This window comes from Sodalis sp. (in: enterobacteria) (assembly GCF_047607725.1).
Classification (GTDB): domain Bacteria; phylum Pseudomonadota; class Gammaproteobacteria; order Enterobacterales; family Enterobacteriaceae; genus JBLKSS01.
The window spans coordinates 1-13,650 of sequence record NZ_JBLKSS010000146.1; the positions used below are offsets into that span (position 1 = coordinate 1).

Genomic DNA, 13,650 nt, shown 5'->3' on the forward strand with positions numbered 1-13,650 from the left:
AGCACAGGAAAAATAGACTAAAACCGAGTCAGAAGATGAGCGAACACGTGATCGAATATCACTGGAATGGGTGATCGAAAAATATCGGAATAACTGATCGGATGTCGCCGGAACAGATGATCGGATACGTCGGAATCTGCAGACGTTAAGGGGGGGCGTCATACTATTTGCACGCGGGATTTTACCCCAACCGCCCGCGCTGTTATGCTGCGCCTTTCGCTTTTTAAGATATCAAGGAAATGTCATGACCAACCCTTCATTAGACAGTGTAGAAGCCCAGACCAGCTACGGTATCGGCCTGCAGGTAGGCCAGCAACTGGTCGAATCCGGTCTGGAAGGCCTGTTGCCGGATGCTTTGCTTACGGGATTGCTCGATGCGCTGGAAGGCAATGCCCCGGCGGTGCCGGTGGACGTGATCCATCGCGCGCTGCGTACCGTCCACGAACGCGCCGACGCGGTACGTCAGGAGCGCCAGCAACATCTGGCGGTGGAAGGCGATAAATTCCTGGCGGACAATGCCGACAAGGACGGCGTCACACTGACCGAATCGGGTCTGCAATTTAAAGTCTTGACCCAGGGCGACGGGCCCATCCCCTCCCGCCAGGATCGCGTGCGGGTGCATTATACCGGCCGGCTGCTGGACGGTACCGTGTTTGACAGTTCGGTTGAGCGGGGCCAGTCGGCGGAGTTCCCGGTCAGCGGCGTAATTGCCGGTTGGATCGAAGCGCTGACGTTGATGCCGGTCGGCTCCCGGTGGGAATTGTATATTCCTCACAAACTGGCTTACGGCGAGCGTGGCGCTGGCGCGTCCATTCCGCCTTTCAGCGCGTTGATTTTTGAAGTGGAACTGCTGGAAATCCTGTAAGCCTGCGGGACGCGCGCCGACGCACTTCCCTTGTTCCACGCCTGCGGCCTTCCCGACGGCGTGGCGCTATGAAACTTCTGCCCCACGGGGTGTCGAAGAGTTATCACGCCGAACGAAAAAATATTATTATTACTCTAAGGCTCATCTTCGAGGTGTATCATGATTGAACACATCATTACCCTTTCCCGCGACGCCGGCGCGGCCATTATGCAGGTCTACAACGGTGAAAAACCGCTGGAGCTGAATCAGAAGCAGGATAATTCGCCGGTTACCGCCGCGGATTTGGCCGCGCATCGGGTCATCGCCGCCGGTTTGCAGGCGCTGGCGCCGGACATTCCCCTGCTCTCCGAAGAGGATCCGCCGGACTGGTCCGTTCGTCAGCATTGGCGCCGTTTCTGGCTGGTGGATCCCTTGGACGGCACCAAGGAGTTTCTGCGCCGCAACGGAGAATTTACGGTCAATATCGCGCTGATAGACGACGGTAAGCCCGTGATGGGCGTGGTCTATGCGCCGGTCACCGACAGGCTTTATGCCGCAGTGGACGGTAAAGGCTGGCGTATTGACGAGAACGGCGAGCGGCTGGCCATAGAGGTGAAAGAAGCGCGCCCGCCGCTGGTGGTGGTGAGCCGTTCGCACGGCAACAATGCGGAGCTGCGGGATTATCTGGTCCACCTGGGCGAGCATCAGACGATCACTATCGGCTCATCGTTGAAATTCTGTCTGGTGGCGGAGGGCACGGCGCAGCTTTATCCGCGCTTTGGGCCGACCAGCGTCTGGGATACCGCAGCAGGGCACGCGGTGGCCATAGCGGCCGGGGCCCAGGTCGATGATTGGCAGGGACGGGCGCTGGATTATACCCCGCGTGAGTCTTTCTTGAATCCCGGCTTTCGGGTGTCGCTGTTCTGAGGCCTGCGCCCGCGGCGGTCATGCCGCGGGTGGCTGCCTATCCCCGCTTACCTTCTTGGGCCGTCATGTCCATCCGACAGCCGTTTCAGCCCGGCCGGTGTTCCCGTCCGGCTTCTGCTATTATCCGGCCGTCGTTCGCCCGCCGGCGCTCATCGGTCTTGTTCGCGCAGTAGGCGCTGAATTCGGCTGACGACCTGACGCACTTCCTCCAGCGTCAACGGCCCCTCTTTGGCCCATTGCACCTCTCCGCGGGCGTTAAGCAGCACAATGGTCGAACTTTTGCTTTTCAACTGCCAGGCATGACGCACCACGCTGTTGGCATCGTCGACAATTTGCGACCAGGGGTAGCGGCGCTGACTCGCCTCGATTTGATGGCGAATGAACCAGCCGGTACCGAAGAAGGCGTCGCCGCGATCGACGATTGTCGTCGTTTGGTAATAATCCTGCGGTAATCTTGCCTTGCGTAGGCTTTCGATCAACGCAGCATTCATTTCGCGCGCCGAGGTGCGGGCGGCGATATGCTGGATGAGACGAATTTTTCCGGGGAGACGTGCGCTATTCCAGGATTGGTGACTAAACTCATTATGATCGTAGATTACCTCACCCTGATGCATGACCTTCACCGGTGCGCAACAGGTGCGCGTGTAAAGAAAGGGAAAATACGAGGCAGCATAAAGGTAGGCCGATGAGATAGCGCATAGAAAACTCCTGATTTTAGGAACTCACCGGGCCCTCTCCGGCCCAGTGCGCATGCAGGCGCAATAACCGCACTTTTAGGATAATTTTACTGTTTATAGGGATTTGTTTTTTATACCCTACTGTCAAATTATGTAAAAGCAGTAATGCATCCTGTAAGAGCGTGAACTAAAGCACAACTTACCACTCAGATAAGGTGTAGTTAGGTAGCGTTACCGGATTTCGGATTTCCAATCGCGGTAGTCAGTACCATAGGAAGAAGTAATCCTGTAGGAGGAAAGTACAAAAATGAGAATCTTCCATCGCTATAACGCCATAAAAGTAGCCACTTACGTAAAGACCTTATTTCGCGGCAGACTTTACATCAAGGGCATCGGCGCTTTTGAGTTTGATAAAGGTAAAATTTTGCTGCCCAAGGTGCGAGATAAACAGCATTTTAGCGTCATGTCTGAAGTCAATCGCCAGGTAATGCGGCTCCAGCTAGATATGGCCTAATACTCTTTACGGTGGACTGCCGCCGTAATCATTACGCCTCCGCCGCGCGCGGGGGCTTTTTTTCATCGTGCAGGCGCTCGTCTCAGGCCACATGAGCGTTGCTATCGGACGCCGGGGACAGTAGCGGTGACGATTTTTCCTCAACGCACGTGACCAGCAGCTGATCGATTTTATAGCTGTCGATATCCACCACCTCAAACTTATACCCGGCGTAACGTACGAAATCGGTGCGTTTGGGGATCTTGCGCAGCATAAACATCATAAAGCCGCCGATGGTTTCGTAGTTGCCGGATTGCGGAAACTCATCGATGTGTAGCGCCCGCATAACATCATCAATCGGCGTGCCGCCCTCAATCAGCCAGGAGTTCTCGTCGCGGGCGACGATCTGCTCCTCCAGCCCCTGGCCCACCAAATCCCCCATCAGGGTGGTCATCACATCGTTGAGGGTGATTATCCCGACCACCAGCGCATACTCGTTTAAGATGACCGCGAAATCCTCGCCGGCGGTTTTGAAGCTTTCCAACGCTTCGGACAGGGTCAGCGTATCCGGCACGATCAGCGCCGAGCGGATCTGCACGCCGCTGTTAAGCGCCAGGCTTTGATTGCCCAGGACGCGGTTAAGCAGGTCCTTCGAGTCGACATAGCCGACGATGTGGTCGATGGTGGCGTCACAGACCAGGAATTTGGAATGGGGATGGGTGGCGATTTTCTTTTTAATGCTGTCCTCGGTTTCGCGTAAATCAAAATAAATGATATTTTCCCGCGAAGTCATAGAGGAGGGCACGGTGCGCGATTCCAGCTCAAAGACGTTCTCGATGAGTTCGTGTTCTTGCTTGCGCAGCACCCCGGCCAGCGCCCCGGCCTCTACTACCGCGTAAATATCATCGGAAGTGATATCGTCTTTGCGCACCATGGGCAGTTTCAGCATTCTGAAAATGACATTGGCCAGACTGCTAAACAGCCACACCAGCGGACGGAATATCAGCAGGCAGAAGCGCATTGGGTTGATAATCTTGACGGCATAACTTTCCGGGGAGATCAACGCGATGTGTTTCGGGGTCAAATCGGCAAACAGAATAAACATGCCGGTCACCAGCGAGAAGGAGCAAATGAAGCTCAGTTGTTCCGCTAGCTCGGGTGACATAAAGTGCGCGAATACCGAGGTAAACCAAGGAGAGAAGGCGGCGTCGCCGACAATGCCTCCCAGAATGGCCACGGCGTTGAGGCCAATCTGAATAACGGTAAAAAACACGCCCGGCGTCTCTTGTAATTTGAGCACGCGCTGCGCGTTGATATCCCCTTCGTCGGCCAGCAATTTCAATTTTATTTTGCGCGAGGCGGCCAGCGATATCTCCGATATCGAGAAAAATGCGCTTACTGCAATCAGCAGCAGAATAAGCAAAAAACTATTTAGCATAAGTTAACCAGTTCGGGCTCTAAGGAAGAGTTGGCGCCCTGTAAGGGCGAATTTGCGTGAGCATCTCGCCTCAACGCCACGCCACGGCGGCCGTGTCACACGACAGTATAGCAGCGTCTGTCATCACGCCGCCAATACCGCTTAGCGCGCCTGCGGCAGGCACACGCCAATGCCCCCGAGGGCGCAATAGCCGTCGGGATATTTATGTAAATATTGTTGATGCTCATCCTCGGCATAATAAAAGGGCGCCGCGGGTTCCAGCGCGGTCGTGATGGGCCGGGTATCGCCGGCGTCGGCCATCGCCTGGGCGAAGGCGGTCAGGCTCGCGTGGGCGGTCTCGCGCTGCGCATCATCCTGGGGAAAGAGCGCGGAGCGATACTGGCTGCCGATATCGTCCCCCTGGCGCATGCCCTGGGTCGGATCGTGGTGCTCCCAGAATAACCCCAGCAACGCCCTGTAGGGAATGACCTGCGGGTCGAACACGATCCTTACCGCCTCGGCATGGCCGTTCTGGCCGCTGCAGACTTCGCGGTAGGTGGGGTTGGGCGTATAGCCGCCGGTATAGCCGGCCGCGGTACTGTAAACGCCGGGCTGTTGCCAGAACAGCCGCTTCACGCCCCAAAAACAGCCCATGGCGAAAATGGCCACCGCCATGCCGTCCGGGACGTGGCTCATCGAATGGTGCAGCACCGGATGCGTGGGGGCGACGGGCATGGGCATCATGCTCCCCGGCAGCGCTTCACTTTGCGTAATGCGCGTGGTTTTGTCGTAATTTTGCGCCACCCTGAACTCCTCATTTAAACAAATGCCGGCAAAATACCCCGCCAGGGGTTGTTTAACCGGCACGCTTTACCGACAATAAAGCGCATTATTACATGATGCTGTGAAGATAAATCGATATTACTGCGAAAATATCTCATCACTAACCATAGAGGGTTGATACACCTGAGCATCAGGTGAGTAAGCGCCACTCAGCGCCCGACGGCGAGACGGACGCGGCCACGCAAGGCCCGCCCGGCGATTTTGCCAATGTAGTATTTAGTCTGATAATAATATTATAAATACTGATTCGTCGCGGATGGAGAGACTTTGCCAGGAAAGAAACAATCAGAGGTCATCAGCGTGAAAGCACGGTACGGCCGAAAATCCCTATTTTTCTGCGCGCTGTTGCTGATGCCGCAGGCCCATAGCGCCAACGTCCGTCTGCAGGTGGAGGGGCTCAGCGGCGACCTGCAGCGCAATGTACGCGCGCGCCTGTCCACCATTGGCAGCAATGAGGTGACCGCCGACGCGCGTTTCCAAAGCCGGGTGGATAACGCGGTGCGCGAAGGGCTGCGGGCGCTCGGCTATTATTCGCCCACCATCGATTTCGTCTTTAAGCCGGCGGTGAACGGCGGCCGCGATGTGCTTATCGCCCGTATCATGCCGGGTAAGCCGGTGAAAATCGCCGGCGTCAATGTCATTTTGCGCTGCGAAGCCCGGCAGGATAGCGATTATCAGCAGTGGGTCTTAGACAGCAAGCCCGCGCTTGGCACCGTATTGAACCACGGCGCTTACGATAGATTTAAAAATGGTTTTTCCAGCTTGGCGCTGCGCAAGGGGTATTTCGACGCCGAGTTTCGCCAAAGCCAGTTGGGCGTAGCGTCGTCGCGCTATCAGGCTTATTGGGATATCGACTTTGATAGCGGCCAGCGCTATCGCTTCGGTAAAGTGCGCTTCCACGGCGCCCAGATCCGCGAAGATTACCTGCAAAACCTCGCCAAGGTACGCGAGGGCGAACCTTATAGCGCCGAATCGCTGGCGGAGCTAAACCGCCGGCTGGCGGCCACCAACTGGTTTAATTCGGTGGAGATCTCCCCCGACTTTTCCACCGGCAAACAGAGCAAAACGCTGCCGCTGGACGCGGTCGTGACGCCGCGCAGTCGCAACAGTCTCGAAACCGGTGTCGGCTACGCCACCGATGTGGGACCGCGGGTCAAAACCACCTGGAACAAACCGTGGCTCAATTCGCGCGGCCACAGTTTGCAGACCAGTCTTAGCCTGTCGGCGCCGGAGCAATCGGCCGATGTCAGCTACAAAATTCCGCTGCTCAAAGATCCCCTGGAGCAATATTATTTGCTGCAAGGCGGCTTCAAGCGCGAGGACCTCAACGACACCCAGGCGGATTCCACCACGCTGAATGTGGCGCGCTATTGGGATCTGTCCAGCGGCTGGCAGCGGGCTATCAATTTGCGCTGGAGCCTGGATCACTTTACCCAGGCCAACGTCACCGATACCACGATGCTTATCTATCCCGGCGTCAGTATCAACCGGACCCGCCAGCGTGGCGGCCTGATGCCCACCTGGGGCGACAGCCAGCGCTATTTGGTGGATGTCTCCAACACCGTCTGGGGATCGGATATCGATTTTGTCATTTTGCAGGCGCAGAACGTCTGGATCCGCACGCTGGCGGAGAAACACCGCTTCGTGGCCCGCGGCAACCTGGGCTGGATCGAAACCAACGATTTTGAACGCGTCCCGCCTTCGCTGCGCTTTTTTGCCGGCGGCGACCGCAGTATCCGCGGCTATAAATACAAATCCCTCTCGCCGCGGGACGATGACGGCAAACTGACCGGCGCCTCCAAGCTGGCCACCGGATCGTTGGAGTATCAATATAATATCACCGGCAAATGGTGGGGCGCGGTATTTGTGGACAGCGGCGAAGCGGTTAACGATATCAAACAGAGCAACTTCAAGACCGGCGCAGGCGTCGGCGTGCGCTGGCAGTCGCCCGTCGGCCCCATCAAGCTGGACATCGCCGCCCCGGTTGCGGATGAACATGAGCACGGCGTGCAATTCTATATCGGACTGGGGCCGGAATTATGAGCCTTGTTAAGAAAATCTGCCTGGGTGTCGTGCTGTTGCTGGTGGGCGCACTGGCGTTTCTGGTTGGCACCACCAGCGGGCTGCACCTGGTGCTGAACGGCGCGGCCCGCTGGGTGCCGGGACTGGAAATGGCTTCCGTCAGCGGCGGCTGGCGCGATTTGACGGTTAAGCAGTTACGTTACCAGATGCCCGGCGTTACGGTCGGCGTCGGCGAATTCCATCTTGCGCTGGATTTTGGCTGTCTGTGGAAGCGTCAGCTGTGCCTCAACGATCTTTCCCTGCGCGATGTGAATGTCGGCGTGAACACCGCCGAATTCGGGCCGCCGGCGCCGCAGGAGGCGTCGGGCGGCGGTTCCCTGTCGACCCCCTATCCGCTTAACCTGCGCCGTCTGGCGCTGAATAATGTGCAGGTCAAGGTGGATGACACCAGCATAGCCCTTGACGAATTCAGCACCGGCCTTCAGTTTCAGGGCAATAATTTGACGGTGACGCCGACGCGCATCGCCGGTTTGCTGGTGGCGCTGCCTACGGCGGCGCAGGTGGTAGCGGATAAGGCGGCCGCCGCTGCCGCTCAGGCAATTAAACCTGACACCCGCACGCCGGAGCAAAAACGTGCCGATGCTGAAGCGGCACGGGCGGCAATTCGCGCGCAGCCGCCGCTGGCCGAGACGCTGCGCGCGCTGTTCGCCAAGCCGCTCTTGCCGCCGCTGCCGTCGTTGACCCTGCCGTTGAATCTGACGGTTGAGGATATCGAAGCGGAGAATTTGCGCCTCTCCGGTGACGCCAATCTGCTTATCACCCGCCTACGTTTGCAGGCGGCGACCCGTGATCAGCACGCTGAATTGACGCTGCTGGATATCGACTCGCCCCAGGGCTTGCTCAACGCTTCCGGCAACGCTGAGCTAAGCGGGCGCTGGCCGGTGTCGATGACGGTGAACACCACCGTGAATAGCGCGCCGCTAAAAGGCGAGAAGATCAAACTCGCGGTGGACGGCTACCTGCGCGATGAGCTGCGCGCCGCGCTCAATCTCTCTGGTCCGCTCACCGCGCAGTTGGCGCTGAAAACGCGCCTGGCGCAGGCGGGTCTGACGCTGACGCTGACGCTCGACGGCCAGTCCGTACAGTGGCCGTTAACCGGAACGCCACAATATCAGGCGCGCGGCCTGGCCCTGCGGCTGGACGGCGAGGCGCGGGATTATCGGCTGACGTTGAAAGCGGCGCTGAGCGGCGAGGGCCTGCCGCCGGCAGATGTGACCCTGGACGCCAAGGGCAATACCGACGGCTTTACGCTGTCGCGCCTGCGGCTGGCGGCGCTACAGGGCAATACCGATCTGAGCGCGGTAGTGGACTGGCAGCGCGCCATCAGCTGGCGCAGCGAACTGTCGTTAAGCGGGATCAATACCGCCCGCCAATGGCCGGACTGGCCCGCGCGGCTGGACGGAAAGCTCACCAGCCGCGGCAGCCTGTATGGCGGCAACTGGCAACTACAGGTGCCTGAACTGGATCTCCATGGCCATATCCGGCAAAACGGGCTAACCGCCAAGGGTTCGCTCAGCGGGAACGCCGCCGGTCAATGGCAGGTGCAGCAGCTGCTGTTGGCGCTGGGGCGTAACCAGTTGACGGTGAAAGGCGAATTGAACGATGCCTTCGCGCTGGACGCCGTGCTCAACGCACCGGCGCTGAACGGTGCGCTGCCAGGGCTGGGCGGCCGGGCGGCGGGCGATATCAAACTGCGGGGCAATCTGCGCGCGCCGCAGCTGCTAATGAATCTTAACGCACACGCGCTGCACTGGGGAGAGTTAACCGTCGGACGCATAGCGTTGCAGGGCGATGTTCGTTCCAGCGACATCGTGCGCGGCAACGTACAGCTGCGGCTGGACAGGTTGCTACAGGGATCGCTATCCATCGCCCAACTGACCCTGGACGCGACCGGCGATGAAAAGCAGCATCAGCTCAAGCTGGCGATGCAGGGTGAGCCGGTTGCCGGTCAGCTGCAGTTAAGCGGCGGCTTCGACCGGCAACAGCAACGTTGGCAGGGTACACTCAGCCAAACCCGTTTCGATACGCCGGTGGGGGAATGGCGGCTGACGCGCGCGATGACGCTGGATTATCAGGCCGTCGCGCAAAATCTCATTATCGGTCCGCACTGCTGGCAAAATCCCAATGCGCAGATCTGCGCGCCGCAAAATAGTGAGATAGGGGCATCCGGACAGGCGAGTTTGCTGCTAAACCGCTTCGATTTGGCGATGCTGAAACCTCTGCTACCGGCGGAAACACAGGCCAGCGGCGTCTTTATCGGCCGGGCCGATGTGCGCTGGACCGCGGGGGGCGGCCTACCGCAGGGCAAAGTGGCGCTAGTGGGCAGCGGTGTGAAGGTCAGTCAAACGGTGCAGGGCAAGACTCTGCCGGTGGCGTTTGAGACGCTGACGCTCAATGCCGCGTTGGATAAGGGACTGGCCCGCCTCGACTGGCTGATTAAAATCGCCGGCAACGGCCAGTTCAACGGTCAGGTGCAGGTGGCGGATCCCCAAAATCGACGGGCGCTGTCCGGCAACGTCAACATCAACCATCTCTCGCTGGAGCTGTTAAAACCGTTGATGTCGCGGGGTGAAAGCGTCGATGGGCTGGTCAATGCCGCGTTGCGTCTCGGCGGCGATGTGCAGCGGCCACAGCTGTACGGTCAACTGGGGCTGGAGCGTCTGGTTATCAAAGGCAATTTCATGCCCTTTGCCATGACCGACAGTCGCTTGGCGCTCTCTTTCGCAGGGACCCGCTCCACGCTGCAGGGGCTTATCGGTACCACCCACGGCCAGGTCAACCTCACCGGCGACGCCGACTGGGGCCGAATGGCGGCCTGGCGCGCGCGCATCAATGCGCAGGGCAATCGGGTGCGCATCACCGTGCCGCCCATGGTACGGCTGGATATGTCGCCGGATACTGTGTTCGAGGCCACGCCGACACTGTTCGCCCTCAATGGCAAGGTCGATATTCCCTGGGCGCGCATTGAAGTGAAGGATATGCCGCAGAGCGCGGTCGGCGTCTCCAGTGATGAAGTGTTGCTGGATGATAATCTGCGGCCGGTAGTCGATAGCGACAGCGGCGCCGCTATCCCCATTACCTCAAACCTGCTGGTTCATGTCGGCGACGACGTGCGCTTTGACGCTTTCGGCCTAAAAGCCAGGTTTAAAGGGGATTTGAAAGTGGCGCAGGATAAGCAGGGGCTGGGGCTGAACGGGCAAATCGATATTCCCTCCGGCCGCTTCCACGCCTATGGACAGGATTTGATCGTCAACAAAGGGCAGTTGCTGTTTTCCGGCCCGGCTGATCAGCCTTACCTGAACATCGAAGCCATCCGCAATCCGGATTCCACCGAGGATGTCGTCACGGCGGGGGTACGCGTTACCGGGTTGGTCGACCAGCCGAAAGTGGAAGTCTTTTCCGATCCGGTCAAATCGCAACAGGAGGCGCTGTCTTATTTGTTGCGCGGACAGGGTCTGGATGCCTCCGGCGCCGACAGCAATATGATGACCTCCATGTTAATTGGGATGGGGGTTGTACAAAGCGGGCAAGTTGTGGGTAAAATCGGACAAGCATTCGGGGTCAGAGATTTAGCGCTGGACACGCAGGGGGTTGGCGATAGCTCCCAGGTCGTGGTCAGCGGTTATATCGCGCCCGGTCTGCAGGTCAAATACGGTGTTGGTATTTTTGACTCACTGGCAACGTTAACGCTGCGTTATCGTTTAATGCCGAAACTTTATCTGGAAGCCGTGTCTGGTCTTAACCAGGCGCTAGACTTGCTCTATCGGTTTGAGTTTTAACCATGCGAATTATTGTTTACGGTAGTCTGCGACGCAAACAGGGAAATAATCACTGGATGACCAACGCCCAATGGCTGGGAGATTGCACTATTCCAGGCTACGCGTTTTACGATCTCGGCCATTATCCGGCGGTCGTGTCGGGCAACGGCGCGGTCTATGGCGAGGTGTACCGCATTGATTCCACCACCTTGGTGGAATTGGATGCGCTGCGCACCAAAAGCGGCGAATACAAGTGGATCCTGATCGGCATGCCCTACGGCAGCGCCTGGATGTATCTTTATCAGCGGCCGGTTACCGGTCTTACGCTGCTGCCCGGAGGAGATTGGGGTACGCCGGCATGAGGACCCTTCCGACGAGGCGGGTTAACGGCCAAAAAAACCGCTCGGGGAGCGGTTTTTTTTCGGCGGAATCATTTCTTCTTGGCGCGCTCAAAAGAGGCAAGAATTTCGGCTTTGGCCGCTTCGGCGTTATCCCAGCCGTCGACCTTCACCCATTTGCCGGCTTCGAGATCTTTGTAATACTCGAAGAAATGGGTGATTTGCGCCCGCAGCAGCTGCGGCAGATCGTCGACGTCTTTAATGTGGTCATATTCTTTGGACAGCTTGGTGTGCGGCACCGCCACCAGTTTGGCGTCTTCGCCGGACTCATCGGTCATTTTCAACACGCCGACCGGACGGCAGCGCACCACGGCCCCAGGCTGCAGCGGATACGGCGTCGGCACCAGGACGTCCACCGGATCGCCATCCAGGGAAAGGGTGTGGTTGATATAGCCGTAGTTACAGGGATAGAACATCGCGGTGGACATGAAACGATCGACAAACAGGGCGCCGCTTTCCTTGTCTACTTCGTATTTAATGGGGGAAGCGTTAGCCGGAATTTCAATGACCACATAAATATCTTCCGGGAGATCTTTGCCTGCCGGTACCTGATTCAAACTCATGTCGTTTTCCTTAAACTTTCCAATAGTGGCGAGACGGCTAGTATAACCGATTTCCCCCCGCGGTACGCAGGGCGCCTGCGGATAGGCTCACGCTGTTGCGCCGGCCAACGCGGCGGCCGCCCGGCCTGTGGCGCGGATGCAGAGTATAACGGCACGACATCCCGCGATGCCCCGCCGGCGCGGTCCCAGGCTCAAACGTTGTCTGGGTAATCGCGGATAAAGCGTTCAACATCGTTAACCATGGACTCGGTCCCGGTGAAGAACGCGGAACGCTGGTGCAGCTCAATATCCAGTATGCGGTTTTTGCCGTCGCTGGCCTTGCCGCCGGCCTGCTCGGCCAGAAACGCTATCGGGTTGCACTCATAGGCTAATCGCAGCTTGCCGTTGGGATGAGTCGCGGTGCTGGGATAGAGATAAATGCCGCCTTTGAGTAAATTGCGATGAAAATCGGAAACCAGCGAACCGATGTAGCGCGAGGTGTAGGGGCGGTGGGTGGCTTCGTCCATTTCCTGGCAATATTTGATGTATTTCTTCACCCCGTTGGGAAACTTGATGTAGTTGCCCTCGTTGATGGAATACATCTGCCCGGTCGCGGGAAAGCGCACGCTTTCATGGGACAGACAAAAGACCCCCAGCGACGGATCGTAGGTAAAGGCGTGTACGCCGCAGCCGGTAGTGTACACCAGCATTGTGGAGGAGCCGTAGACCACATAGCCGGTGGCGACTTGTTTATTGCCGGGCTGAAGGAAGTCTTCTTCGGTCACCGGCGTACCGACCGGCGTGATGCGCCGATAGATAGAGAAAATAGTGCCAACCGAGACATTGACGTCGATATTGGACGAACCGTCCAAGGGATCCATCAACACTACATACTTGCCGTTTTCCACCCCTTCAAAGACGACAATTTCATCTTCTTCCTCAGAGGCAATGCTCGCGACCTGTCCACGGGTTTTCAGCTTTTCGTTCGCGAACAAATCCAGCTTCATCTGGACTTCGCCCTGCACGTTTTCAGCCCCACTGGTGCCGAGGATATCCACCAATCCTGCTTTGTTGATGTCACGGTGAATGATTTTAGCTCCGAGCTTTATCGCTGAAAGTAACGCGGTCAGCTCGTCGGTGGCATGCGGAAAATCATGCTGCTTCTCAACAATAAATTCGCCTAACGTTTTCATGACACATTCCCTGAATTTCAAAAAGGACCCTGAAGCTACGGATGAAAAGCGGTATAATTTTTTTACTACTACCAGTTTGTCCATCCAGTTTAGCCTAAACAGATTGCCAGTACATCATCAAATACCGTTTCTATCAATCGGCCGGGGCGCTAGAATAGGCGGCAATACGCGGCTAAAAATGGAAAAATTATGCGCATTCATATTCTTGGTATCTGCGGCACCTTTATGGGCGGTCTGGCGATACTGGCGCGTTCTCTGGGACATGAGGTCACCGGCTCGGATGATAATGTTTATCCGCCGATGAGTACGCTGCTGCAGGAGCAGGGAATTGGTCTGATTGTAAGCGCCCCGTGGAGGACGTCTTGAATTATTGGTGGGTTTGTTGTATGGCCCGGTAAGAATATGTTCCACTACGATGCCTAGTGAACCCGCATCCTATAAGGGACGGCTGTCAGATCATGGATAATCCGGCGATG

The 13,650-nt window shown here is 57.6% G+C and carries 11 protein-coding genes and 1 pseudogene; 7 read left to right on the forward strand and 5 right to left on the reverse strand.

Annotated elements, in window-relative coordinates; translation table 11 throughout:
* The first annotated feature begins 244 nt into the window (after positions 1-244).
* Complete coding sequence (locus tag ACMX3H_RS13280) at positions 245-865, forward strand: peptidylprolyl isomerase (RefSeq protein ID WP_415211171.1); 621 nt, start codon at positions 245-247, stop codon at positions 863-865.
* A gap of 159 nt (positions 866-1,024) precedes the next feature.
* On the forward strand, positions 1,025-1,771 hold the full coding sequence (cysQ, locus tag ACMX3H_RS13285; RefSeq protein WP_415211172.1) for a 3'(2'),5'-bisphosphate nucleotidase CysQ: 747 nt from the start codon (positions 1,025-1,027) through the stop codon (positions 1,769-1,771).
* 149 nt (positions 1,772-1,920) lie between these two features.
* Here the strand turns inward: cysQ and ACMX3H_RS13290 are convergent, their stop codons facing one another.
* Positions 1,921-2,385, reverse strand: coding sequence for a YtfJ family protein (locus ACMX3H_RS13290; protein WP_415211173.1), 465 nt, complete (start codon positions 2,383-2,385; stop codon positions 1,921-1,923).
* 370 nt (positions 2,386-2,755) lie between these two features.
* On the opposite strand from ACMX3H_RS13290, the gene ACMX3H_RS13295 reads away from it, so the two are divergent.
* Positions 2,756-2,962, forward strand: coding sequence for a DUF1107 domain-containing protein (locus tag ACMX3H_RS13295; RefSeq protein ID WP_011410214.1), 207 nt, complete (start codon positions 2,756-2,758; stop codon positions 2,960-2,962).
* Between the two features lie 82 nt (positions 2,963-3,044).
* Here the strand turns inward: ACMX3H_RS13295 and ACMX3H_RS13300 are convergent, their stop codons facing one another.
* Positions 3,045-4,379: a hemolysin family protein gene (locus ACMX3H_RS13300; RefSeq protein WP_415211174.1), complete on the reverse strand. Its 1,335-nt coding sequence runs from the start codon at positions 4,377-4,379 to the stop codon at positions 3,045-3,047.
* A 141-nt stretch (positions 4,380-4,520) separates the two neighbouring features.
* Positions 4,521-5,102: a peptide-methionine (S)-S-oxide reductase MsrA gene (msrA, locus tag ACMX3H_RS13305; protein WP_415211179.1), complete on the reverse strand. Its 582-nt coding sequence runs from the start codon at positions 5,100-5,102 to the stop codon at positions 4,521-4,523.
* A 450-nt stretch (positions 5,103-5,552) separates the two neighbouring features.
* Between msrA and tamA the strand changes: the two genes are divergently transcribed.
* The 3 genes from tamA to ACMX3H_RS13320 are packed head-to-tail and all read left to right on the forward strand — an operon-like array spanning position 5,553 to position 11,403.
* Positions 5,553-7,244: an autotransporter assembly complex protein TamA gene (gene tamA, locus ACMX3H_RS13310; RefSeq protein ID WP_415211180.1), complete on the forward strand. Its 1,692-nt coding sequence runs from the start codon at positions 5,553-5,555 to the stop codon at positions 7,242-7,244.
* Complete coding sequence (gene tamB / locus ACMX3H_RS13315; RefSeq protein WP_415211175.1) at positions 7,241-11,062, forward strand: autotransporter assembly complex protein TamB; 3,822 nt, start codon at positions 7,241-7,243, stop codon at positions 11,060-11,062. Before tamA ends, tamB begins: the two co-directional genes overlap by 4 nt.
* 2 nt (positions 11,063-11,064) lie before the next feature.
* A complete protein-coding gene (locus ACMX3H_RS13320; protein WP_415211176.1) occupies positions 11,065-11,403 on the forward strand; it encodes a gamma-glutamylcyclotransferase family protein in 339 nt (112 codons plus the stop codon).
* 68 nt (positions 11,404-11,471) lie between these two features.
* On the opposite strand, the gene ppa is transcribed toward ACMX3H_RS13320, so the two are convergent.
* Positions 11,472-12,002, reverse strand: a complete 531-nt coding sequence (gene ppa / locus ACMX3H_RS13325) for an inorganic diphosphatase (protein ID WP_415211177.1) — start codon at positions 12,000-12,002, stop codon at positions 11,472-11,474.
* Positions 12,003-12,193: 191 nt separating this feature from the next.
* Positions 12,194-13,174, reverse strand: a complete 981-nt coding sequence (gene fbp / locus ACMX3H_RS13330; protein WP_415211178.1) for a class 1 fructose-bisphosphatase — start codon at positions 13,172-13,174, stop codon at positions 12,194-12,196.
* A gap of 189 nt (positions 13,175-13,363) precedes the next feature.
* On the opposite strand from fbp, the pseudogene ACMX3H_RS13335 reads away from it, so the two are divergent.
* Positions 13,364-13,513: pseudogene (locus ACMX3H_RS13335) on the forward strand (Mur ligase domain-containing protein); the annotation flags it as partial.
* Between the last annotated feature and the right edge of the window lie 137 nt (positions 13,514-13,650).

What these genes read in the sequence shown, in the direction of transcription:
- ACMX3H_RS13290 (WP_415211173.1), bottom strand. Translation starts at nt 2,385, where the DNA reads ATGCATCAGGGTGAGGTAATCTACGATCATAATGAGTTTAGTCACCAA.
- ACMX3H_RS13280 (WP_415211171.1), top strand. Translation starts at nt 245, where the DNA reads ATGACCAACCCTTCATTAGACAGTGTAGAAGCCCAGACCAGCTACGGT.
- ACMX3H_RS13300 (WP_415211174.1), bottom strand. Translation starts at nt 4,379, where the DNA reads ATGCTAAATAGTTTTTTGCTTATTCTGCTGCTGATTGCAGTAAGCGCA.
- tamA (WP_415211180.1), top strand. Translation starts at nt 5,553, where the DNA reads ATGCCGCAGGCCCATAGCGCCAACGTCCGTCTGCAGGTGGAGGGGCTC.
- ppa (WP_415211177.1), bottom strand. Translation starts at nt 12,002, where the DNA reads ATGAGTTTGAATCAGGTACCGGCAGGCAAAGATCTCCCGGAAGATATT.
- cysQ (WP_415211172.1), top strand. Translation starts at nt 1,025, where the DNA reads ATGATTGAACACATCATTACCCTTTCCCGCGACGCCGGCGCGGCCATT.
- ACMX3H_RS13320 (WP_415211176.1), top strand. Translation starts at nt 11,065, where the DNA reads ATGCGAATTATTGTTTACGGTAGTCTGCGACGCAAACAGGGAAATAAT.
- fbp (WP_415211178.1), bottom strand. Translation starts at nt 13,174, where the DNA reads ATGAAAACGTTAGGCGAATTTATTGTTGAGAAGCAGCATGATTTTCCG.
- ACMX3H_RS13295 (WP_011410214.1), top strand. Translation starts at nt 2,756, where the DNA reads ATGAGAATCTTCCATCGCTATAACGCCATAAAAGTAGCCACTTACGTA.
- tamB (WP_415211175.1), top strand. Translation starts at nt 7,241, where the DNA reads ATGAGCCTTGTTAAGAAAATCTGCCTGGGTGTCGTGCTGTTGCTGGTG.
- msrA (WP_415211179.1), bottom strand. Translation starts at nt 5,102, where the DNA reads ATGATGCCCATGCCCGTCGCCCCCACGCATCCGGTGCTGCACCATTCG.